At 68.5% G+C, this 21,701-nt stretch carries 27 protein-coding genes; 11 read left to right on the top strand and 16 right to left on the bottom strand.

Going from position 1 to position 21,701, the window contains the following annotated elements; translation table 11 throughout:
* Window positions 1-74: 74 nt before the first annotated feature.
* The gene (locus BQ2383_RS14370; RefSeq protein ID WP_091035387.1) at window positions 75-254 is read left to right on the top strand and encodes a YegP family protein; all 180 of its coding nucleotides are present in this window, start codon (window positions 75-77) and stop codon (window positions 252-254) included.
* Window positions 255-355: 101 nt separating this feature from the next.
* Here the strand turns inward: BQ2383_RS14370 and BQ2383_RS14375 are convergent, their stop codons facing one another.
* The 10 genes from BQ2383_RS14375 to BQ2383_RS14420 all read right to left on the bottom strand — a co-directional run bounded on the left by BQ2383_RS14375 (window position 356) and on the right by BQ2383_RS14420 (window position 5,860).
* A complete protein-coding gene (locus BQ2383_RS14375; RefSeq protein WP_029263861.1) occupies window positions 356-1,111 on the bottom strand; it encodes an amino acid ABC transporter ATP-binding protein in 756 nt (251 codons plus the stop codon).
* Window positions 1,108-1,905, bottom strand: a complete 798-nt coding sequence (locus tag BQ2383_RS14380) for an amino acid ABC transporter permease (protein WP_029263860.1) — start codon at window positions 1,903-1,905, stop codon at window positions 1,108-1,110. The genes BQ2383_RS14375 and BQ2383_RS14380 overlap by 4 nt, the downstream gene beginning before the upstream one ends.
* 34 nt (window positions 1,906-1,939) lie before the next feature.
* Window positions 1,940-2,758 carry a basic amino acid ABC transporter substrate-binding protein gene (locus BQ2383_RS14385; RefSeq protein ID WP_091035389.1) on the bottom strand — a complete coding sequence of 273 codons (819 nt, stop codon included), beginning with the start codon at window positions 2,756-2,758 and terminating at the stop codon, window positions 1,940-1,942.
* 173 nt (window positions 2,759-2,931) lie between these two features.
* Window positions 2,932-3,234: a Dabb family protein gene (locus tag BQ2383_RS14390; RefSeq protein ID WP_091035392.1), complete on the bottom strand. Its 303-nt coding sequence runs from the start codon at window positions 3,232-3,234 to the stop codon at window positions 2,932-2,934.
* Window positions 3,231-3,527 carry a glutaredoxin family protein gene (locus BQ2383_RS14395; RefSeq protein ID WP_091035396.1) on the bottom strand — a complete coding sequence of 99 codons (297 nt, stop codon included), beginning with the start codon at window positions 3,525-3,527 and terminating at the stop codon, window positions 3,231-3,233. Before BQ2383_RS14395 ends, BQ2383_RS14390 begins: the two co-directional genes overlap by 4 nt.
* On the bottom strand, window positions 3,524-3,826 hold the full coding sequence (locus BQ2383_RS14400) for a rhodanese-like domain-containing protein (protein ID WP_091035398.1): 303 nt from the start codon (window positions 3,824-3,826) through the stop codon (window positions 3,524-3,526). Before BQ2383_RS14400 ends, BQ2383_RS14395 begins: the two co-directional genes overlap by 4 nt.
* A gap of 78 nt (window positions 3,827-3,904) precedes the next feature.
* Entirely contained in the window at window positions 3,905-4,003 is a 99-nt protein-coding gene (locus BQ2383_RS14405) for a 30S ribosomal protein bS22 (protein ID WP_003792170.1), read from the bottom strand.
* A 112-nt stretch (window positions 4,004-4,115) separates the two neighbouring features.
* Window positions 4,116-4,601, bottom strand: coding sequence for a hypothetical protein (locus BQ2383_RS14410; protein WP_091035401.1), 486 nt, complete (start codon window positions 4,599-4,601; stop codon window positions 4,116-4,118).
* A gap of 18 nt (window positions 4,602-4,619) precedes the next feature.
* The gene (locus tag BQ2383_RS14415) at window positions 4,620-4,811 is read right to left on the bottom strand and encodes a helix-turn-helix domain-containing protein (RefSeq protein ID WP_017204627.1); all 192 of its coding nucleotides are present in this window, start codon (window positions 4,809-4,811) and stop codon (window positions 4,620-4,622) included.
* Window positions 4,812-4,927: 116 nt separating this feature from the next.
* Complete coding sequence (locus tag BQ2383_RS14420) at window positions 4,928-5,860, bottom strand: TetR/AcrR family transcriptional regulator (RefSeq protein WP_091035403.1); 933 nt, start codon at window positions 5,858-5,860, stop codon at window positions 4,928-4,930.
* A gap of 103 nt (window positions 5,861-5,963) precedes the next feature.
* Here BQ2383_RS14420 and BQ2383_RS14425 point away from each other — a divergent pair, with 103 nt between their 5' ends.
* Complete coding sequence (locus tag BQ2383_RS14425) at window positions 5,964-6,857, top strand: ATP-binding cassette domain-containing protein (RefSeq protein ID WP_205828996.1); 894 nt, start codon at window positions 5,964-5,966, stop codon at window positions 6,855-6,857.
* On the top strand, window positions 6,854-7,681 hold the full coding sequence (locus BQ2383_RS14430; RefSeq protein ID WP_091035406.1) for an ABC transporter permease: 828 nt from the start codon (window positions 6,854-6,856) through the stop codon (window positions 7,679-7,681). Before BQ2383_RS14425 ends, BQ2383_RS14430 begins: the two co-directional genes overlap by 4 nt.
* Before the next feature lie 15 nt (window positions 7,682-7,696).
* Here the strand turns inward: BQ2383_RS14430 and BQ2383_RS14435 are convergent, their stop codons facing one another.
* Window positions 7,697-8,104, bottom strand: a complete 408-nt coding sequence (locus tag BQ2383_RS14435) for an ArsR/SmtB family transcription factor (RefSeq protein WP_091035902.1) — start codon at window positions 8,102-8,104, stop codon at window positions 7,697-7,699.
* A gap of 106 nt (window positions 8,105-8,210) precedes the next feature.
* Between BQ2383_RS14435 and BQ2383_RS14440 the strand changes: the two genes are divergently transcribed.
* From BQ2383_RS14440 to BQ2383_RS14455, 4 genes are all read left to right on the top strand, one after another.
* On the top strand, window positions 8,211-9,641 hold the full coding sequence (locus BQ2383_RS14440; RefSeq protein WP_091035408.1) for a TrkH family potassium uptake protein: 1,431 nt from the start codon (window positions 8,211-8,213) through the stop codon (window positions 9,639-9,641).
* Entirely contained in the window at window positions 9,634-10,305 is a 672-nt protein-coding gene (locus tag BQ2383_RS14445) for a potassium channel family protein (protein WP_021198064.1), read from the top strand. Before BQ2383_RS14440 ends, BQ2383_RS14445 begins: the two co-directional genes overlap by 8 nt.
* A 77-nt stretch (window positions 10,306-10,382) precedes the next feature.
* Window positions 10,383-11,159: an ABC transporter ATP-binding protein gene (locus BQ2383_RS14450; RefSeq protein ID WP_029263849.1), complete on the top strand. Its 777-nt coding sequence runs from the start codon at window positions 10,383-10,385 to the stop codon at window positions 11,157-11,159.
* Window positions 11,141-12,733, top strand: coding sequence for a hypothetical protein (locus BQ2383_RS14455; RefSeq protein WP_091035411.1), 1,593 nt, complete (start codon window positions 11,141-11,143; stop codon window positions 12,731-12,733). The genes BQ2383_RS14450 and BQ2383_RS14455 overlap by 19 nt, the downstream gene beginning before the upstream one ends.
* A 15-nt stretch (window positions 12,734-12,748) precedes the next feature.
* Here the strand turns inward: BQ2383_RS14455 and BQ2383_RS14460 are convergent, their stop codons facing one another.
* Window positions 12,749-13,036, bottom strand: a complete 288-nt coding sequence (locus BQ2383_RS14460; RefSeq protein ID WP_091035414.1) for a DUF1905 domain-containing protein — start codon at window positions 13,034-13,036, stop codon at window positions 12,749-12,751.
* A 3-nt stretch (window positions 13,037-13,039) separates the two neighbouring features.
* Entirely contained in the window at window positions 13,040-13,879 is an 840-nt protein-coding gene (proC, locus tag BQ2383_RS14465; RefSeq protein WP_091035416.1) for a pyrroline-5-carboxylate reductase, read from the bottom strand.
* A 59-nt stretch (window positions 13,880-13,938) separates the two neighbouring features.
* Between proC and BQ2383_RS14470 the strand changes: the two genes are divergently transcribed.
* Together BQ2383_RS14470 and BQ2383_RS14475 are read left to right on the top strand one after the other, a co-directional pair.
* Window positions 13,939-14,910, top strand: a complete 972-nt coding sequence (locus BQ2383_RS14470; protein ID WP_091035420.1) for a cation diffusion facilitator family transporter — start codon at window positions 13,939-13,941, stop codon at window positions 14,908-14,910.
* Between the two features lie 11 nt (window positions 14,911-14,921).
* Complete coding sequence (locus BQ2383_RS14475) at window positions 14,922-15,347, top strand: hypothetical protein (protein ID WP_091035422.1); 426 nt, start codon at window positions 14,922-14,924, stop codon at window positions 15,345-15,347.
* A 43-nt stretch (window positions 15,348-15,390) separates the two neighbouring features.
* On the opposite strand, the gene BQ2383_RS14480 is transcribed toward BQ2383_RS14475, so the two are convergent.
* Window positions 15,391-15,846 (bottom strand): nucleoside deaminase, encoded by a 456-nt coding sequence (locus BQ2383_RS14480; RefSeq protein ID WP_091035424.1) that lies wholly within the window; start codon window positions 15,844-15,846, stop codon window positions 15,391-15,393.
* A gap of 81 nt (window positions 15,847-15,927) precedes the next feature.
* Here BQ2383_RS14480 and upp point away from each other — a divergent pair, with 81 nt between their 5' ends.
* Window positions 15,928-16,560: a uracil phosphoribosyltransferase gene (gene upp, locus BQ2383_RS14485; RefSeq protein WP_091035426.1), complete on the top strand. Its 633-nt coding sequence runs from the start codon at window positions 15,928-15,930 to the stop codon at window positions 16,558-16,560.
* Between the two features lie 91 nt (window positions 16,561-16,651).
* On the opposite strand, the gene BQ2383_RS14490 is transcribed toward upp, so the two are convergent.
* Together BQ2383_RS14490 and nadE are read right to left on the bottom strand one after the other, a co-directional pair.
* On the bottom strand, window positions 16,652-20,122 hold the full coding sequence (locus BQ2383_RS14490) for a TM0106 family RecB-like putative nuclease (protein ID WP_091035429.1): 3,471 nt from the start codon (window positions 20,120-20,122) through the stop codon (window positions 16,652-16,654).
* A gap of 87 nt (window positions 20,123-20,209) precedes the next feature.
* On the bottom strand, window positions 20,210-21,028 hold the full coding sequence (gene nadE / locus BQ2383_RS14495; RefSeq protein WP_091035431.1) for an ammonia-dependent NAD(+) synthetase: 819 nt from the start codon (window positions 21,026-21,028) through the stop codon (window positions 20,210-20,212).
* 109 nt (window positions 21,029-21,137) lie between these two features.
* Here nadE and BQ2383_RS14500 point away from each other — a divergent pair, with 109 nt between their 5' ends.
* Entirely contained in the window at window positions 21,138-21,695 is a 558-nt protein-coding gene (locus BQ2383_RS14500) for a nucleoside phosphorylase (RefSeq protein WP_029263839.1), read from the top strand.
* Window positions 21,696-21,701 lie beyond the last annotated feature (6 nt).

Raw genomic sequence — 21,701 nt, forward strand, 5'->3', positions numbered from 1 at the left:
CCACCGATATACCGGGACCGATAGCGTGAGCCGCGAGGGCGGGTTCCCTCCATCCGAAAGAGAAAGGACGCCTCATGGCAGGCAAGTTCGAGCTGTACACCGACAAGTCCGGTGAGTACCGGTTCCGTCTGAAGGCCGGCAACGGCGAGGTCATCGCGACGGGTGAGGGCTACTCGTCGAAGTCCGCCGCGCTGAACGGCATCGACGCCGTCCGCCGCAACGCCGCCGACGCCGAGGTCGTCGAGGTCGACTAGCTCGACACCCCCACTTCACGACGAGACCCCCTGGTGCAGACGTCTGCACCAGGGGGTCTCGTCGTGAAGGCGGGGTCTCGGCAGACCGTGCCGCCGCAACCTCAGAGCACGCGCGCCAGGAAGTCCTTCGTGCGCGGATGCTGCGGGTTCGCGAGCACCTCGCGCGGGTCTCCTTCTTCGACGATGTGTCCGCCGTCCATGAAGATCAGGCGCGAGCCGACCTCCCGCGCGAAGCCCATCTCGTGCGTGACGACGAGCATCGTCATCCCCTCGTCGGCCAGCGAGCGCATGACCTGCAGCACTTCGCCGACCAGCTCGGGGTCGAGTGCCGAGGTCGGCTCGTCGAACAGCATCATGTCCGGGTTCATGCACAGCGCACGCGCGATCGCGACGCGCTGCTGCTGCCCGCCGGACAGGTGTCCGGGGTAGGCATCCGACTTCTCGGACAGTCCCACGCGCTCGAGCATGGCGCGCGCGATCAGCTCGGCTTCCTTCTTCGAGCGCTTCTTCACCCGCTGCTGGGCGACCGTGAGGTTGCCGAGCACATCGAGGTGCGGGAAGAGGTTGAAGCTCTGGAACACCATGCCGATGCGCGTGCGCACACCGTCGATGTCGACGTCGGGATCGGTGATGTCGATCCCCTCGATCAGCACCTTGCCGGCGGTCGGCTCCTCGAGCAGGTTCACCGACCGCAGCAGCGTCGACTTGCCGGAGCCCGATGGGCCGATCACGCAGACGACCTCGCCCCTGGTGACGGTGAGGTCGATGCCCTTGAGAACCTCGTTGTCGCCGAACGACTTCACCAGCCCCTGCACGTCGATCGCCGGGGCATGCACATCGATCAGTTCGGTGATCATCGCTGCCTCGCCATCCGACGCTCCAGCCACGCGCTGAAGCGCGTGAGCGGGATCGTCACGATCAGGTACAGGATCGCCGCCATGATCAACGGCGTTCCGTTCGCGTTCTGGGTGCTCGCGTCACGCGCGAAGTTCGTGAGCTCTTTCGACCAGATGAAGGACCCCGCGATGAACAACAGGGACGTGTCCTTCAGCAGCAGCACGAACTCGTTGGTGAGCGGCGGGATGATGATCCGGAAACCCTGCGGCACGACGATCCAGAAGGTCGTCTTCATGGGCGACATACCCAGCGAGCGCGCGGCCTCCGTCTGTCCCTTCGGGACCGCCTGGATCCCGGCGCGGATCGTCTCGGCCATGTACGCCGAGGCGACGAGGATGAGACCGATGAGTCCGAGCACGACCGGTCCGCCGAGCTTCGTCCCGGGAACGCCCACGGCGATCGGCAGGATGAAGGCGATGGCGAAGATCGTGAGGATCGCGGGGAGTCCCCGGAACAGCTCGATCCAGCACGTCGCGATCCAGCGGAACGGCGCGATGACCGACAGCTTCATCAGGGCCAGCAGCACGCCGAGCAGCAGGCCGCCGACGAACGCCACGGCCGTGAACCACAGGGTGTTCACGAGTGCGGTCGTGATGATCCCGGGGAACATCTTCGCCGCGATCTCGGGGTTGAAGAACAGCGGTCCGATCTTCGCCCAGTCGGTGGTCACGATCGCCCAGACGGCGATCGCGATCAGCACCGCATAGACCGAATACCGATACAGCTTGCCCTTGGTGGTACGCCTCAACGCCATCGTCGAGGTCCTCCCGCTCTACCGACGCCGCCGGTCACTTGGCCGCGAGGTACTCGTCGTAGATCTCCTGGTATCCGCCGTCGTCCTGGAGCTCCTTGAGCGCCTTGTTGATGGCTTCACGGAGCTCGTCCTTCTCGCCCTTGGCGAAGGCGAAGCCGTACGACTCGTCGGTCGGGTAGGTCTCGACGATCTTGTACGCGGGGTCGTCCTGCTCGTGCACGTAGTTGACGGGCTGGTCCTGCAGGATCGCGTCGATCTGCCCGGCCTGCATCGCCGGCCACAGCTCACCGTCCGACGGGTACTGGACGAGCTGTGCGCCCTTGGCGTTCTCGGTCGCGTAGGACTCACCGGTGGTGCCCTGCTGCACGCCGACGTTCTTGCCGTCGAGGTCGTCGATGGACTTGATGTCCGAGTCGGCGCGGACCAGCAGCGACTGCAGCGAGTCGACGTACGGGTCGGAGAAGTCGATGTTGGCCTTGCGCTCCTCGGTGATCGTCATGGCCGACGCACCGATGTCGCACTGACCCGAGACGAGGATCGCACCCGACTGCAGCGGGTCGAAGCCCACGTCCTGCACGGAGACCTTGAGATCGAGCTTCTCGGCGATCGCCGCGAGGAGATCGATGTCGAATCCGGAGTACTCGATGTCGCTGGACGGGTCCTCGACCTCGAAGGGCGGGTAGGGAACGTCGGAGCAGACCGTGAGCGTGCCGGCCTCGATCAGACCGTACTCATCGCCCGCGGCGGGAGCGTCGCTGCTGCCCGCATCGGACGAACCGGTCGCGCAGCCGGCGAGCGCGAGAGTGGCGGTCGCCATGAGGGCGAGACCGGCGATGAGGTTACGACGAGTCATGTCGGCTCCTGTAAGACGAGGGCGGGGTGTGCCCACGGACGGGTAGGAGAACATCTAAACATGCGGCCCGTCGCGTGACCAATGACATCAGTCGGTCGACGTATCACGTTTGCGTTGCAAGTGCACGTCAGTGGCGACGTGAAATCAAGTGCCGCAGCGCGTGCGACGCGGTCTCAGACCTCGAAGTCGACCGCGGCGCGCGAGGCGACCACCGAGCGGATGTAGCCGGCGACCTCCTCATGCGCGGGGTGCACCTGGTACGCGTCGATGTCGGCGACCGAGTCGAAGTCGGCCACCAGCGTCACGTCCCAGTTCGTCTCCGGGTAGGCCGCATTGGCACCGGCGGAGATCGTGAGCAGCTGCGGCACGACACCCTCCAGGGCGTTGAGGCGACGAGCGACCTCGGCCGCCTGCTCGGCACGCACGGCGGCATCTTCGGCCGCGAGCTTCCACATCACGACATGGCGGATGGTCACAGGGATTCCTTCGTCTCGGTTCGCGCCGCACCGCGGACCGCGGCCTCCAGCGCCTCGCGCAGTCGTTCGGGCGATACGCGCCAGTGCGCGTGCAGATCGCCGTCGATCAGGACGACGGGGATCTTCTCCCACCACAGCTCATACAGTGCGGGGTCGTCCTGGATGGACGCCTCGACGATCTCGATCTGCTCCGCGGCGGCGTCGGGCAGCTCGGCGACGACAGCGTCGATCACGTCGGAGGCCACCTCGCAGAGATGACAGTCGGGCTTGCGGATCAGGGTCAGCGTGGTCACGCCGAAGGCACCTCGACAGCGCGCCCCTGGGAGATCCACTCCCCCGTGCCGCCCTCGACGTTGGTGGCATCGAAGCCGCGGGACTCCAGCGCCTCGACGACGCGGGCGGAGCGACCGCCGGCCTGGCAGATGACGTCGAACGACTCCGCCGGCAGCTCCTCGAGCCGGTTGCCGATCTCGGACATGGGGATGTTGACGGCACCGGGCACATGGCCTGCAGCGAACTCGTCCACCTCCCGCACGTCGATGAGCGGAACACCCGACCGCTCGGCGAGTTCGGTGACGGTGATCGACTTCATGACATCCTCTCGGCGGTACGGAACTGCGGGCAGAGACACAAAGCGCCCGTCCGAAGACAGGCGCTCGTGTCTGGTCGCTTACTTCTTGTTGCGACGCTGGTGGCGAGTCTTACGAAGCAGCTTGCGGTGCTTCTTCTTCGCCATGCGCTTGCGGCGCTTCTTGATGACAGAACCCACGGAAACCTCACTAAGTCAGTGGCTGGGTGTCGCCGAAATCGGACACCCGGGTACGGGCACGGAAAATGCCTCGGGTCAGTCTAGCAAACCCGACGGCCTGAGCTGTGCGCCTTCACTCCGGAACGTCCTCCGTCACCAGGAACCGCCACACGAGGGCATGCCCGAGGGCCACGAGCGCGATCAGCAGGAGAGCCTCGACCTGGATGCCGGTGAGCCCGAGCGGAGCGACGATCTGGGGAGCCACCCCGATCACGGCGACCGCCGCATAGACGACCACGGTGCCGGCCTGGATCCAGCGCAGCGATGCCGGGGTCCCGTCTCCCCTGGCCTGTGCGACCAGACGAACCATGGAGGCGCCCCCCACGATCGCGACGACCACGAAGGACAGCCGCCACAGGATCGGGGTCTCGGTGCCGCCGACCTGGGCGAACAGCCCCATCAGGGCGGGGAGCAGGAAGGAGAGGTAGATGCCGCCGATGGTCCGGCGCATCGCGGGGTTCGCGGTCCAGTCACGCCGAGCGCGGACGACGTTCCACCAGAGCCCGGTGAGCGTGAAGCACGTGGTGGAGAAGAGAGCGTAGAACGTGCTGACGTCCACGGTGTCTTCTCCGCGGATTCAACCGACGTCGGCGATGGGCCGCTGCAGCGCGTCGGCCACGGCGGACTCGGGCACGCGATAGCTGCGGCCGAAGCGAACGGCCGGCAGCTCCCCGGCGTGGACCAGCCGGTACACGGTCATCTTGGACACGCGCATCAGCTCGGCGACCTCAGCCACCGTGAGGAATCGGACATCTGGAACCTCGGGCATCCCACGTACCCCTTTCTCGATGTGCACACTCTATGGGGTAGCTGGGACGCATGTAAACCCATGTGGCCCGTGTGATCAGCGGGACGAAGCGCACACGGCCCACGCCGCGAGCGGGGTCAGGCCGGCTTCTTCACCTTGGCCAGTCGTTCCCGCGCCTCGCGAAGCGCCTGTCGCTCGACCTTGTGAGCCGTGCGCAGAGCCTTCTCCGCGTCGCGCACCGCCCTCTGTGCTTCTTTCAGGCGGCGGTCTCCCGCGAGCTCGGCGGGCTCGAGGTCGACCCACTCGGTTGCCGCGGACCGCGTCTCGCCACGGTCGAGTCCGGCGATGTAGGCGGCCACGCCGTCGAGCGTCCGCTCGACCCCGAAGCGGAACGGATCGGCGACAGAGAGGAACACATCATCCTGGATCGCGCGTCGCAGAGCCGGGAACTCCTCGGCGGTGATCACCCGATCGAAGAGTGCGGCCTCGCGCGCGGAGACCTCGTCAGGCGTGAGCCCGCTGCCGCGGGCCTGTTCCGTGTAGCCGGCCTGCACGATTCCGCACCAGCGGGCATGCCCCGTCATGGCGAGCGCGACGGCCAGCCGCTCCTCGGCAGTCAGTGGGGTCTCTTCGAGAGCGGCGAGTCCTGCATCGAGCCAGGCGGAGCTGTTCGGGGTGATCGGCGATCCGGTGATCGGCAGCGAGAGCATCCAGGGGTGGCGCAAGTAGAGCATGATCTGCGCCTCGTAGAGCGCCAGCAGCCGCCCGCGCCATCCGTCCACCTCGAGGTGGCTCTCGGGCGGAAGCCCTGTCGCCTCCTCCTGCATCAGCAGCAGCAGGTCATCCTTGGCCGTCACGTAGCGATAGAGGGACATCGGTGTGAAGCCGAGCTTCGCCGCCACCGCCGCCATCGACACGGCACCGATCCCCTCGGCATCGGCCAGCTCGACGGCGGCGTCGACGATCTTCTCGACGCTCATCTCCCGCTTGGGTCCGCGCTGCGGATTGGCGGCGACGCCCCAGGCGAGCGCGATCCCCCGCGGCAGCTCCGGCGGTTCGGTCTCAGTCATGGCCTCATCTTACTTCTGTTTATTTCATAAACAGTGTGTTACCGTCATACACAGTTGCGTTGCTCGTACACAGTTTTTGTCATACGCAGAAAGGAATCGCCTGATGGACACAGCCATCGAGGTGCGAGGCCTGCACAAGGCCTTCGCCCAGAAGACCGTCGTCGACGGCTTGGACTTCGCCGTCGGACGCGGCGAGGTCTTCGCCCTGCTCGGACCCAACGGGGCCGGCAAGACGACGACGATCAACATCCTCACCACGCTCACCACCGCGGACACCGGTGTGGCGACCGTCGCCGGATGGGACGTGCGCACGCACGCGGTCGACGTGCAGCGCCGCATCAGCCTCACCGGTCAGGCAGCGGCCGTCGACGACGCGCTGACGGCGACGGAGAACGTGGTCATGTTCGCCCGGCTCGCCGGCCTCGGCCGCGCCGCCGCCAAGCGTCGCGCCACCGACCTGATTGCCCAGTTCGACCTGACCGATGCCGCCACCCGCACCGTGCGCACGTTTTCCGGGGGGATGCGCCGCCGACTCGACCTGGCCCTGAGCTTCGTCGTGACGCCGGAGGTGCTGTTCCTCGACGAACCGACGACCGGTCTCGACACGCGGAGCCGCCGCGATCTGTGGGACATCATCCGGATGCTCGCGGCCTCCGGCACCACGGTGTTCCTCACGACGCAGTACCTGGAGGAGGCCGACCAGCTCGCCGACCGGATCGCCGTGCTGCACGACGGCCGCATCGCCGCGCTCGGCACACCCGCGGAGCTGAAGGCGCGCATCGGCGGAGACACCGTCGAGCTCCATGACGACGCTGGCGTGCTCGCCCGCCAGATCCCCACCGATGGCACGGTCGCCGACCTGCGGCGAGCGCTCGACCTGCTCGACGAGGAGGGCGCCGACGGCGTCGTCACGCTGCGACGCCCCACCCTCGACGACGTGTTCCTCGCCGTCACCTCGCCCGCCTCCACCCCTCGCCCCGTGAAGGAGAACGTATGAACGCCACCTTGGCCGCGCCTCGAGCGACGGCATCCGCCCACTCCGCGCCCACTCCCCGACCGAGGCTGCGCGGATTCACCGCCGAGGCCGTCTTCGTCGGACGGAGCCTGCGGCACTCCGTCCGCGACGGTGAATCGCTGCTGATGGCGATCATGCTGCCGGTGATGCTCATGCTCATGTTCACCTGGGTCTTCGGCGGCGCCATCGACCCGTCGGGCGCCTACGTCGACTACGTCGTGCCGGGCATCATCCTGACGTGCGCCGGCTTCGGGGCATCGTCCACCGCCGTGTATGTCGCGAACGACATGCGCACCGGCATCATCGATCGGATCCGCACAATGCCGCTACGTGCGGGCGCCGTGCTCACCGGGCACGTCGTCGCGAGTGTGTTGCGGAACCTGATCGCCACCGCGATCGTGATCGGCGTCGGCGTGCTGGTCGGATTCCGACCCACCGCGAGCCTCGGGGAATGGATCGCGTTCGCGGGCCTCATCACCCTCTACATCCTCGCGATCACGTACCTGTTCGCGGCCATCGGTCTCGCCGCGGGAAGCCCCGAGGGCGCGAACGGCTACGGATTCGTCCTCCTGTTCCTGCCGTATCTCTCCAGCGCATTCGTGCCCGTCGCGAGCATGCCGGAGTGGCTGCAGCCGATCGCGGCCAATCAGCCGATCACGCCCATCGTCGAGACGATCCGCGCCCTCCTGATGGATACGCCCCTACAGGGCGAGGCATGGTGGGCGATCGGCTGGTGCCTGGTCATCCTGCTGATCGCGGTGACGTGGGGCGCGTGGCTCTTCCGCCGCAAGGCGGGACGTCGCTGAGGATGCCTGGACGTCTCAGGCGCCGAGGCGCTTGAGCGCGTTGGCGACGGCATGCTTCGCGGAGGCCGCGGCACGACCGACGACCTCGGCGGCGTGCGCGGCGCTGTCGTTCACGGGGTAATCGATGTCGGGGGCCTCGTCGCCGTACGCATCGACGAGGAAGGGGACCAGCCAGTCGTCGACGACCTCGAGCGGTTCGACGGCGAGACTGTAGAAACGACGCTGTCCGTCTTCGCGCACGGAGACCAGCTCGGCGTCGCGCAACACCTTCAGATGCTTCGACACGGTGGGCTGGCTGATGCCGAGATCGGCGACGATCTGGCTGACGCTGGTGCCCGTCTCTCCTTCGTCCGTGCGTCGCAGCAGGAGCTGGAGGATGTCGCGCCTCGTACCGTCTGCGATCACGTCGAAGATGTCCGTCATGTGATCAGGGTAGTCGGCTCCGGCACGGAGTACCATGACGAAGGCTCGGCGACTGGCGCCGCGTGTCCGCGGCGCGCGGGCGAGAGAGAATCACGAGGGGGCAGCGATGTCGGGCATCGTTTCGGCGTCGTCCCCACGACAGGCCCTCAAAGGCGCCGCCGGCCGGGTGAAGCACCTCGTCACCTCGTCGCCGTCCCGCTTCGCGATCGTCGTGTTCGCGCTCCTGATCCTCGTGTTCACGGTGCTGCTGTCGCTGCCGATCGCGTCCGCGAGCGGCACGGTCACACCGCTGAGTGATGCGCTCTTCACCGCCGTGTCGACGATCTGCGTCACCGGCCTCGCCACCGTCGACATGGCCAACCACTGGTCCCCCTTCGGCCACGTCCTGATCTTCCTCGGCGTGAACATCGGCGCCCTCGGCGTCCTCACGCTCGCGTCTCTCATGGGGATGCTGATCTCCAAGCGTCTCGGCCTGCGGGCCAAGCTGTTGGCAGCGGGCGACACCAACCCTCTGCGGGCACACGGCGGAGTGGTGAACGAGAGCCAGACCGTACGACTCGGTGAGGTCGGCCAACTGCTGACCACGGTCGCCGTGTCGGCCCTCATCATCGAGGCGTCGTTGGCGGCCCTGCTGTACCCGGCACTGGTGATGGCGAAGGTCGACCCCATCGCCGCGCTCTGGGAGGCGCCGTACTTCGCGGCCATGGCGTTCACGAACACCGGGTTCGCGCCGAACGACGGCGGCGTCGCGGTGTTCGCGGACGACTACCTCGTGCTGTTCCTCCTCATGGTGGGCGTGTTCCTCGGCAGCATCGGCTTCCCCGTCATCTATACCCTCGCCAAGCACGTCTGGCACGTGAAGCGGTGGTCGCTGCACACCAAGCTGACGCTCGTCACCACCGTGCTGCTGTTCATCCTGGGCGCCGCCGTCTTCGTCGTGCTCGAGTTCAACAACCCGAAGACGTTCGGGTCGATGGACGCGGCCGACACCACGTTCCAAGCCTTCTTCCTCTCCGCCATGACCAGATCCGGCGGCTTCAACGTGATCGAGATGGACGATCTGAACGGCTCGTCGCTGCTCGCCGCCAGCATGCTCATGTTCGTCGGTGGCGGTTCCGCCTCGACCGCCGGCGGCATCAAGGTCACCACTCTCGCCGTGCTCGCGATCGCCGTCTGGTCCGAGGCCAAGGGCCGCCAGTCGGTCGAGGCCTTCGGCCGCCGCATCCCCAGCGACGTGCAGCGCGTGGCCCTCAGCGTCGTCGCGTGGGGTGCCACCATCGTGGCGCTGTCGACCGTCACGATCGCCCAGATCACCAAAGACGACATCAGTCATGTGCTGTTCGACGTCATCTCGGCGTTCGGCACGGTCGGTCTGTCCACGGGCCTCACGGCAGAGCTCCCCGATTCGGCTTCCTACGTCATGGCCGCGACCATCTTCATGGGGCGCGTTGGTACAGTGACACTCGCCGCGGCGGTTGCCGCGACATCGCGAACGCAGTACTACTCACTGCCCGTGGAAAGGCCGATCGTTGGTTGAAGTCCTCCGGGGCGACGCTCCCGTCCTCGTCATCGGTCTCGGTCGGTTCGGCGCTGCCTGCGCGGGAGAGCTCGACCGCCTCGACCGCGAGGTGCTCGCGATCGACGACAACCTCGAGCTCGTGCAGAAGTGGTCCGACCGGGTCACCCACACGGTGCAGGCCGACGCGAAGAACATCGACGCCCTCCGTCAGATCGGCGCCCAGGACTTCCAGGTCGCCGTCGTCGCGGTCGGCTCCTCGATCGAGGCGTCCGTGCTGATCACCGCGAACCTCGTCGACCTGAAGGTGCCGCAGATCTGGGCCAAGGCCGTCTCGCAGTCCCACGGCAAGATCCTTGCCCGTGTCGGCGCGAACCACGTCATCTACCCGGAGCGCGAGGCCGGTGAGCGCGTCGCGCACCTCGTGAGCGGGCGGATGCTCGACTTCATCCGCTTCGACGACGACTTCGTCCTCGCCAAGATGTACCCGCCGAAGTTCATCCGCGGCGTCGGCCTCAACGAGTCGGGCGTGCGCTCGAAGTACAAGGTCACGGTCGTCGGCGTGAAGAGTCCGGGCAAGCCTTTCCGCTACGCCGAGGCGAACACCATCGTCACGAACCACGACCTCATCATCGTCTCGGGGACCAACAGCGACATCGAGCGCTTCGCCGGCCTCGACCGCTGACCTCGGAGACGTCCGATCCCTCGACTCCCCCTCGCGGCGGATGCACCGTCGTGCACGGCCGTGGTGGGATGGGACGCATGACCGACAACGCAGCGGCCCCTCCCGTCCTCGCCCTCCGCGGGCTCCGCAAGCAATTCGGGCAGAAGATCGCGGTCGATGACCTCTCCCTCGATGTGCCGGCCGGATCCATGCTCGGGCTCCTCGGCCCCAACGGCGCGGGCAAGACCACGACCCTCGCCATGACCACGGGTCTGCTGCGGCCGGATGCCGGCGCCGCGTGGGTCCTGGGCGCCGACGTGTGGCAGAACCCTGCCGACGCGAAGGCCCGGATGGGCGTGCTCCCCGACGGAATCCGCATGCTCGACCGCCTCACCGGTGCCGAACTGCTGCGCTACACCGGACTGCTGCGCGGCATGGCCGAAGCCGAGGTCGTCTCTCGCAGTGACGAGCTCCTGGCCGCGCTCGGCCTCACCGACGCTCGAGACCGACTCGTGGTCGACTACTCGGCAGGCATGCGCAAGAAGATCGGTCTGGCATGCGCGCTGATCCACGCGCCTCGCCTGCTGATCCTCGACGAGCCGCTGGAAGCCGTCGACCCGGTGTCCGGCGAGACGATCCGGCAGATCCTGCGGGCGTTCGTCGACGGTGGCGGCACCGTGGTGCTGTCCAGCCACGTGATGGAGCTCGTCGAGTCGATGTGCGATCGGGTCGCGATCGTCGCCGAGGGACGCCTGCTCGCGAACGGGACGCTCGACGAGGTGCGCGCCGGACTGTCGCTGCAGCAGCGGTTCCTCGCCCTGGTGGGGGCGCATGACCTCGGGACGGAGACGCTCGCATGGTTGCGCTCCTCGTAAGCCTGCGCTGGCGCCAGCTGCGCCATCAGCTGTCGCGCAATCCCTGGATGATCGTCACCCTGGTCATCACCGGGCTGTTCGCGCTCGGATTCCTCGCCGCATTGACGGCAGGACTGGTGGCACTGCGGTTCGCCGCCCCCGACGCCGCCGTCACCGCGCTCGTGCTGGCGGGCGCGGTCATCGTCCTCGGGTGGTGGATCGGGTCGATCCTGGTCAGCGCCGACGACTCGCTCGCACCGGAGCGGTTCGCGCTCCTCCCCCTGACCGCCCGCTCCCTGCTGCCGGGCTTCGTCGTCGCGGGGGCGACGACGGTGGGCGGCATCGGCACCACCCTCGCACTCCTCCTCATGCTCCTCGGGTGGTCGGTGAGCCTGCCCGCACTGTTGACCGCGCTGATCATGATCCCCGTCGCCGTCGCCACCTGCGTGCTCGGCGCCCGCGTGGTGAGCGGTGTGCTGGCCGGCTGGCTCGCCCGACGCAGCGCCCGCGACCTGGTGGTGATCGTCGGCGTGGTGCTCCTCTCCTCGTCCGGTGTTTTGCTCAACGTGGGGATCGGCGCGCTGGTCCGGGTGAACGATGTCGGCGGAGCGTTCACCACCATCGCCGACATCGCCGCGTGGACACCGGTGGGCGCCGTCTTCGGCGTATCCGGATCCGTCGCTCAGGGCGACCTCCTCACCGCGGCACTCCGTCTGCTCATCGCCCTCGCCACGGTCGCGGCACTGTGGTTCGCGGCACAGGGCCTGCTCGCTGCGCGGCTGGTCGCCCCCATCCAGGACACGGGCGGCGGACGCGTGCGCTCGGTCGGGCTGCTCGATCGGGTACTGCCGGCCAGCCCGGTCGGTGCGATCGCCGCCCGCACGCTGCGGTACTTCCGGCGGGACCCCCGGCAGATCGTGAACATCGTGATGCTCCTGCTGCTGCCCGCGATCTTCATCGGCCTCTCCCTGATGAACGGCTTGCAGGACGAGTCCATCGGATTCGGTCCGGCCATCATCCTCATCCCGACGATCAACGCGCTCCTCACCGGCACGATCATGCAGATGGCGATCGCCTACGACAACGACGCGGTCGCCGCGCACATCCTGAACGGCGTCAGCGGTGCGGCGGACCGGGCAGGGCGACTGCTCGGATTCGGGCTGATCGCGATTCCCGTGACGCTGCTGTTGTGCGCCGCCACCTGCCTGATCGCCGGCCGATGGGACCTGCTCCCCGCAAGCATCGGGTCTGCCTTCGGCCTGACGGCGATCTCGGCAGGCGCCGGGGCCTGGGTGGGCAGCTTCCTTCCGGGTCGGGCGCCCGCACCCGAGGCGAACCCCCTCGGCCGCGGCTCTTCCGGTGGCGTGCAGTCGCTGCTGGCGATGATCATCATCGGACCGATCACGCTCGTGCTCGGGGCGCCGTCGCTCGGTTTCGCGATCGCGGGCATCTGGAATCCTGCGCTCGGCTGGGTGAGTCTCGGCTGCGGTGTCGTGCTCGGCGCCGCGGCTCTGTGGGGCGGGGCGGTGCTGGGCGGCAGCATCCTGAACCGGCGCTGGCCGGAAGTTCTCGCCGAGGTCTCCAGCGAGAGCTGAGCGGGGGTCGGGCGGTCAGGCGTCGATGTCGAGGACGAGTTCGACCACGTCATCGACGCCCAGACCCTCGCGGTCCTGGAGCACCTTCTTGATCGGCACGATGTAGCCACCGTCCTTCGGCCAGAGGGCCGTGGTCACGGTGGTGGAGCCGATGGTGACGGATGCGGGGATCATCCCCCACCCGTACGTGACGATCGACGCGACATCGTGGATCATCTCGCTCTCGGCCGGCGGCACGGTGACGAAGTGGAACGGCGCCGGCCCGCGCCAGTACCAGATGACTCCCTCGATCCGCAGCTGCATGGCTCAGGCCCCGGCGGCGAGTTCCTTCGCCCGTGCGAGGGCTGCGGCCGCGGCATCCGCGAAGGTACGGTCGAGCTGCGCGTCCTGCAGAACGGCGACCGCACGCTCGGTGGTTCCCTTGGGGCTCGTGACGCGACGCCGCAGCTCGGCGGGGGCCTCCCCCGACGCGTCGAGCAGCGCGGTCGCGCCGATGAAGGTCTGCTCCACCATCAGCCTGGCGTCGGCCTCGGCGAAGCCCATGTCGATAGCGGCCTTCGTGAACTCCTCGATCAGCAGGTACACGTAGGCGGGGCCGGAGCCCGAGATCGTGGACAGCGCGTCGATCTGCGACTCCGGAACCTCGACGACCGCGCCGACGGTCTCGAACAGCCGGCGGACGAGGGCGAGATCCTCGGCTGTGGCGGCGGAACCGGCAGCGAGCCCCGTGACGCCCTTGCGCACGGTCGACGGCGTGTTCGGCATCGAGCGGATGACGCGGGCGTCGGCGCCGAGCACGTCGGCGAAGGTCTGGAGCGTGACGCCGGCGGCGACGCTCACCACGATCGCGTCGTCCGTCAGGTGCGGAGCGATCTCGCGCAGCAGGTCGGGCACCATCGCGGGCTTGACGCCGACCAGCACGATCCGCGCGCTAGCGGCGGCCTCGGCGTTGCCGTCCGGCCGTTCGGCGAGCGCGATACTCGTGACCCCGTCGAGGCCGGCGAACGCCTCGGCCTTCTCCGCGGTGCGGTTCGTCGCGGTGATCCCGCCGTCGATCCGGATGCCGGAGGCGACCACACCCCGGAGGATCGCACCGCCCATCGAACCGGCACCGAGAAAAGCGAGAGAAGGAAGCGAGTGAGCCATGTCGTCATCCTACGGCGGGCACTCCCGCAACCTCGGGCGGGCGGTTCTAGACTCGTCCCATGAGTGCATCCGGAGGCAACAAGGCCATCGTCGCGGCGTTCCTGGCGAACCTGGGTATCGCCATCGCGAAGTTCATCGCCTGGGCCCTCTCCGGCTCCGCCTCGATGCTCGCCGAGGCCATCCACTCCGTCGCCGACTCGGGCAACCAGCTGCTCCTGATGCTCGGCGGACGCAAGGCCAAGCGGGAGGCCGACCGCGCGCACCCGTTCGGGTACGGCCGGGAACGCTACGTGTACGCGTTCGTCGTCTCGATCATCCTGTTCTCGGTCGGTGGCCTGTTCGCGATCTACGAGGGCATCGACAAGCTCACGAACACGCACGAGCTGGACAAGACCTGGTGGTGGCTGCCCCTGGTCGTGCTCGTCGTCGCGATCGGGCTGGAGTCGTTCTCCCTGCGCACGGCCGTGCGCGAGAGCAACCTCGTGCGGGAGAAGGGGCAGTCGTGGGTGTCGTTCGTGCGCCGTTCGAAGGCCCCCGAGCTGCCGGTCGTGCTGCTCGAAGATGTGGGCGCTCTGACCGGTCTCACCTTCGCTCTGCTCGGCGTCGGGCTCACACTGCTCACCGGAAACCCCGTGTTCGACGCACTCGGCACCGTGATGATCGGTGTGCTGCTGGTGCTGATCGCGATCGTGCTGGGCATCGAGACCAAGAGCCTGCTGGTCGGTGAGGGCGCGACCCAGGCCGACCACGACCGGATCGTCGATGCCATCAACGCGGGCGACGAGATCGAGAAGATCATCCACATGAAGACCCTCTACCTCGGCCCGGACGAGCTGATGGTCGCCGCGAAGATCGCCCTCAACGCCGACAAGCCGCTGCGCGAGGCCGCCGACGACATCAACGCCATCGAGGCACGCATCCGCGAAGCCGTGCCGGTCGCGCGCATCGTGTACATCGAGCCGGATGTCTACCGCCCGGCGATCGACCCCGAGCCGTCGACCGACGTCTTCGTGCTGAAGTCGTCGGACTGATCGTCGGCTCCATGAAGCGCACGAGACTGTTTCTGAGCGTCGGAACCGCGACTGCCCTGACCGTCGCGCTGTCGTCGTGCTCGATGGACACCGTGATCTGGGGTGCGGACGGCGCCGGGGTGATCCAGACCACCGAAGACCTGATCGATGCGGCCGCTTCCGGTGACGCCGACGCGTACGTCTGCGACGGCGAGCAGCCCGAACTGCGGGAGCCCGCCGATTGGTCGGGGCTGTCGGCCGAGGAACCCGGGGACTTCGTCGCCGAGTACTGGCCGGACCAGGCGCTGCGAGACCCGGACTGGACCATCAACCTCTCGCTCCCGGAGGAGCGTGTGGCCGGCGGCGAGGAGTTCCCCGGCGACGTCTTCTATCGCGAGACGGAGGACGGGCTGTGCCTCGTCGACGTCGTCTGGTCGACCGTCGAGACCGAGGGCTGACGCTCCCCCTCCCGCTCCCGCTCGGGAGAGACGTCGCCGAAACTCAGCGCCGCTGCTCGAAGAACGCCCGCAGCAGTGCGGTCGCCGCATCCGCCTCGACGCCGCCGATCACTTCGGCCCGATAGGGCAGTCGCCGATCGCGCAGCACGTCGTACATGGAGCCGGCCGCGCCCGCCTTGTCGTCCCACGCGCCGAAGACCACCCGACCGACGCGGGCCTGCAGGATCGCACCGGCGCACATGATGCACGGCTCGAGGGTCACGACCAGCGTGTGCCCCTCGAGATTCCAGGAGCCGACGGACGCCGCCGCCCGCCGCAGCGCCTCGACCTCGGCATGCCCGGTCGGATCGTTCGTGGCCTCGCGGGTGTTGCGTCCCTCAGCGATGAGCCGTCCGGCGGGATCCAGAATCACAGCGCCGACGGGGATCTCCGACGCCGCAGCGGCCTCGGCAGCGAGCTCGAGCGCACGCCCCATCGCGAGGTCGTCGGCAGCGGTCATGCGTCGAGCCTACGACAGCCACCGGCCACCGTCGGGGGCCACGATGTCGTTCCCGGAGGCGCGGCGCATTACCCTGTATCCATGCGCGTTCACGTGGCCGACCACCCTCTCATCACTCACAAGCTCTCGGTGCTGCGCGATGTGCGCACCCCCTCACCGGTGTTCCGGCAGCTGACGGAGGAGCTCGTCACGCTGCTCGCGTACGAGGCGACCCGCAACGTGAAGGTGAGCCCGATCGAGATCACCACCCCGGTGACGACGACGATGGGCGTCAAGATCTCGGAGCCGCGACCGATCGTGGTGCCGATCCTGCGCGCCGGCCTCGGCATGCTCGAGGGCCTCGTCAAGCTGCTTCCGACCGCCGAGGTCGGATTCCTCGGCATGGTCCGCGATGAGACGACGTTCGAGCCGACGACCTACGCCGAGCGTCTCCCCGACGACCTCAGCGACCGTCAGTGCTTCGCGATCGACCCGATGCTGGCCACCGGCGGCTCGCTCGCCGCGGCGATCCAGTTCCTGTTCGACCGCGGCGCGAAGGACGTCACCGCGATCTGCCTGCTGGGTACGCCGGAGGGCGTGGCCGCGATCGAGGCCATGGCCGGCGACCGCGATGTGACCCTCGTCCTGGGTGCACTCGACGAGCGTCTCGACGAGAAGGGGTACATCGTGCCCGGGCTCGGCGACGCCGGCGATCGGCTCTACGGCACGGTCTGACCCGGCTCTCTGCACTCCGCACCGCGGTCGTTCTGCACGCCGCGGCTGCACTCCGCACCGCGGTCGCGGGGCCGCAGAGGCCGCGCGGCAGTCAGTCCGCCGCACCGACCAGACGCGCGAAGGCGCTGAGGCGGGCCACCCCCTCCGGGGTATACGGAAGATCGTCGAGCAGTGCGGGCGAGTGGATCAGATAGGCGACGGCCTGCGCGCGGGAGATCGCGACGTTCAGTCGGTTCTGCAGCAGCAGGAACTCCGGGCCCCGCGGGGCGTCCCGACCGCTCGAGGCCGCGAGCGAGGTGATCGAGACGACCGCCTCCTTGCCTTGGAAGTTGTCGACCGTGCCGACCGGGACGTCGTGGTACCCGGCCGCCGCGAGCGCGTCGAGCACGAGCTGACGCTGCGCGTTGTACGGCGTGACCACGATGATGTCGGTGGGCACGAGCGGCCTGGCTGACCGGGACTCGTCGTTGTCGGTGAAGGTGCGACCGACCAGGTCGCGGACCAGCCGGACGACCTCGGCCGCCTCCTCGGGCGACTGCGTCGAGTTGCCGCGGTGCCGCAGCGGCACGACGTGCAGGCCGGGGTCGATCCCCTGGACCGAACGCAGCTCGGTGCCGGGGGCTGACGCCAGCTGCCCCGCGTAGGCGAGCTTCGACACTGGGGCCGCGACGAACGGATGCATGCGCCAGGAGCGCGCGAGGAAGTAGCCGTACTCCGGCCGCACGACCGGGTCGCCGTCCATCACCCAGCCGAGCGCGGAGGCATCGACCGGTTCGGGGTGGGCTCCCTGACTCACCTGCGGAAGCTGCTGCGGATCGCCGAGGAGCAGGAGCCGCTTCGCCCCGGCGGCGACCGCGATGGTCGAGGCGAGCGAGAACTGCCCCGCCTCGTCGATCACGAGCAGGTCGAGGCCGTCTCGCTCGACGCGCTGGGTGTTACTGAAGTCCCAGGCCGTCCCGCCCACGACGGCGCCCTCACCGGCATGCTCGGAGAGGAACGCCGCCATCCCCGTCTTCGGGATGGTCGTGTAGGAATGCTCCCCGTTCGGGTCCTTCGGGGCCTTGGCGACCTGAGCCGGCGCGACACCGTCGGCTACCACTCGCTCGAGGAGCGTCTCGATGATCGCGTGCGACTGCGCGACGACGCCGACCTTGAAGCCGTGCTCGTTCACGAGGCGTGCGATGACCCGGGATCCGGTGTAGGTCTTGCCCGTTCCCGGAGGGCCCTGCACCGCCAGATAACTGTGGTCGAGGTCGAGCACCCCCGTCACGATCGCGTCGACCGTGTCGTCGCCCGGGGCGGGCAGCGGCGCGCCCGATACGGTGCGCGGGGGGATCCGACGGAGGATGTCGGTCGCCGCATCGTCGGGGAACCCCGGAGCCGCGGTGTGCACCGCATCGACCCACTCGTCGATCGCGCCCTGGAGGGACACGACGCGTGGCGGTGCGGCCGGGGTGAGGGCGAGCGGCAGTTCGTCCCAGGTCTGCCCCTGCACCGCCGACTCGGTGATGAGGTAGCCGTCGTCGAGCACCTCCGCCACCGTGACGGTGTGCGGCACATGCACCGCCCGCGAAGGGACCTCGGTGTCGAACGGCGCCGGAACGCCGTAGAGCGCGAACGGCTGCGACCCGGCGCCGAGCGTCGTGCCGGGCGACACCTCGCCACGGATCTCGACGTCACGAGACATCACCCGACGCCCCTCACCGATGCTCCAGTCACGACGGACGGTCGAGGACGGGCGGTCGACCCGCACCACATCGCGCGTACCGTCCCACATGGTCACCGGCTCGCGAAGCCGCTGGAAGTGCGACACCCAGAAGCTCTTCGCCTCGCGCGGGAAGTAGTCGATCGCGGCGGCCGCGAGCCGATGAACGAGCCCGTCACCACCCGCCTCGACGGCGCGCTCGGCATCTGCGAGGAGGGCGACCGAGCGCGGCGACGGCTCGTAGATGACCTCGTCAGCCTCGTCGGGCGGGGCCGGGGTGACACCCTCTTTACGCGCGATGTCGATCAGCCAGTTGCGCAGGCGCCTGGTCGACACGCAGTCGTAGCGGTTGTAGTCGGCGAGGTCTGCCAGGACCGCGTCGGCCCCGGCCTGCTCCCCCGCAGCCGCGAGCTCACGAGCCGCGACGTACTGCACGATCGAGTCGTCGCCCTTCTGCACGTCGCTGGTTCGCACGTCGGCGCCCATGTACAACGGCTCGAGCTTCTTGATCGAGTACGAGCGCGAACCGACGCGCACCGTCCGCAGCACGAGCGGATACAGGTCGACGAACACGCCCTCGCGGAGCAGCCGATCCACCTCACCCTCGCGCACCCCATGCCGTGCCGCCATCGCCACCAGGTGCGAGGTCTCGTAGGGCGCGTAGTGGTAGATGTGCATGCCGGGGTGGGCGATCCTGCGCGCATTCACGAAGTCGAGGAACGTCTCGAGCGCGCGCTTCTCGTCGGCGAAGGTATGCGCCCAGAGGGCCGAGTACTGGTCGGCGTTGTCGACCCACCCGAAGAGGTAGTCGATTCCCCAGTGCCCCTCGCCGTCGGCGGCCGGCTCCGTGTAGAGGGGGTCGCCCTCGAAGTCGAAGAAGATGTCGCCGTGGCTGGGCAGCGGGAGGGTGTGGATCGCCGGCGCGTAGTGCACGTCGTAGGTGGGCCGCCTCTCGGCATCGGCGCGCAACTGCAGTCGTGCCTGGTCGCGGAGCGTCTCGAACGTGTCGATGTTCATCCCCGCTGGCGGCCCCGATGCCTCCGCCAGGGCATCGATCGTCTCGATCCCGGACGCCCGCAGTCGCGCACGCTGCACCGGGCGCATCCTCGCGACCATCAGCAGGTCCCGGTGCGCCAGCACCTGTTCCTCGCAGGTCGCGCAGCGTCCGCAGGCCACGATCTGCAGGTCGCCGCGATCGTCTCCCCAGGCGAGCGGCGCACCCGCCGCCCCATCGGCGATGCGCCGGTCGGCGATGAGCGCCCGCAGCCGAGCGCGCCGCACCTGGAAGAGCGGAAGGAGATCATCCACCTGATGGGTGCTGAGCGTGCCGTCGCCGAGGATCAGGTCGACCTCGTCGGACCGGGGGATGCCGAGGCGGTCGAGCTGGTCGACGTATGCCGCGAGCTGCATGAGGGCAGTGACTCGCGCCTTGCGCGCGAGCTTGGAGTCCTGAACGCGCCACCGGCCGTCGTCGTCCTTGCGGAGGAAGTCGGCGAATCCGACGAACTCGTCGGTGGAGAAAGCCGCCTGGAACACCACGAGCGCATCGGAGCGCAGCGCCGCGACCGTCTCGTCGATCGCGGCCGCCAGCGCCTCGGCATCAACCGACGAGACCTTCTCGATGCGGTGGACACTCGCATCGCCGAGTTCATCGATGTACCGGGCGAGCACGTTCTGCTCGTGCACGTCGCCGAGCTCGGCGGCCCGCTTCAGCGTCGCGTCTTCGGGCTCTTCGACGGCAGGGACCCGCCCCAGCTTCGCGTCGATCGCCCGACACCACGCGAACTCGCATTCGGCGGCCGCCTTGAGGTCGCTCGCGCTCCAGATGACGCGCTGCGCCTGAGTGTCGATCCGCACGATGCTCCCGTTCTGTCGGATGCTTCGACACTATCCGCGGCATCCGACACGACGCGAAGCGGCGCCTCCGCAGATGCGAACGTGCGGTCAGCGCCACCAGGTGTCGTCGGGGGTCACCGGGAGGTGCCGCTTGTGCTGCGTGGCGAGGTATCGCGCCTCGATGCGACCGGCGACCTCGGGATCGACGGAGCGCCCCTCGAGGAAGTCGTCGATCTGCTCGTAGGTGAGACCGAGCTCGTCCTCATCGGCACGACCGGGCTGCCCGTCGAGCAGATCGGCGGTCGGCACCTTGAATGCGAGCCGATCCGGCGCATCGAGGAACTGCAGGAGCGAGCGCCCCTGACGCTTGGTGAGGCCGGACAGCGGAAGGATGTCGGCCGCGCCGTCGCCGAACTTCGTGTAGAAGCCGGTGACCGCCTCGGCGGCGTGGTCCGTGCCGATCACGAGGAGTCCGTCGTGACCTGCGAGCGCGTACTGCGTGACCATGCGGACGCGTGCCTTGATGTTGCCGCGGTTGAAGTCGCTGATGTCGCTCGTGACCGCGAACTCGATGTCCTCCTCGACACCATCGACGCCGTTCTGGATGTTGACCTCGACCGAGGCATCGGGCGCGATGAAGGCGAGTGCGGCCTGGGCATCGTCGGCATCGTGCTGCACGCGGTAGGGCAGACGCACGGCGAGGAACTTCGCCTCGCCGCCCTCGGCCCGCACCCGCTCGACCGCGAGTTGGGCGAGGCGACCGGCCAGCGTCGAGTCCTGCCCGCCGGAGATCCCGAGCACATAGCCCTTCGCTCCGGTCGTGCGCAGGTAGTCGGCGAGGAAACCGATGCGACGCTCGGTCTCGGCTTCGGGGTCGACCTCGGACCTGACACCGAGGTCCTCAGAGATCTGCTGCTGCAACGACATGTGATCCTCCGCTCGTTTCCTCGAATCAGTATCCCGCTTCCGTGTTACGTCGGGGTGACGCCGCGGCGTTCGCACGTTCCTGTCAGTCACGACCTGAGAGAATGGGGCAGTGAAACTCCTCGTCGCCGCGCTCGCATCCGAACTGTCCGCCTTCCCCGAGGAACTCGAGGGCTTCGACCGTCTCGTGACCGGCCCGGGCAAGCTGCAGGCGACGTACGCCCTGACGCGTGCGCTCGACGCCACCGTCTACGACGAGATCGTGGTCGTCGGCACGGCCGGCGCGATCGATCCCGACCTGGAAGCGACCGTCCACGAGGTCGGCACCGCGTTCCAGCACGACGTCACCGACCTCGACGGCGTGGCCGGCCAGCACGTCTCGCTGCCGGCGCGGGTCGCCACCGGACGCGACGGCGTGCTGATCGCGACAGGCGACCACTTCGTCGAGGATGCCGAGGTCACCGCCGTGATCCGTCCGTCGGGGGCGGCACTGGTCGACATGGAGACCTACGCGTACATCTGGGTCGCCGGACAGTTCGGCGTGCCGATCCGCGTGTTCCGTGCCGTGTCCGATCAGGCCGAGGACGGCGCTCTGACCGACTGGCGCGAGGCGGTCGCCCGCTGCAGCGTGCAGCTGCGCGACTTCATCCGCACCGAGTACGGGGTCTGACCCGGC

Origin of the sequence: Microbacterium oxydans, assembly GCF_900095745.1 — a bacterium.
Lineage (GTDB): Bacteria > Actinomycetota > Actinomycetes > Actinomycetales > Microbacteriaceae > Microbacterium > Microbacterium oxydans_B.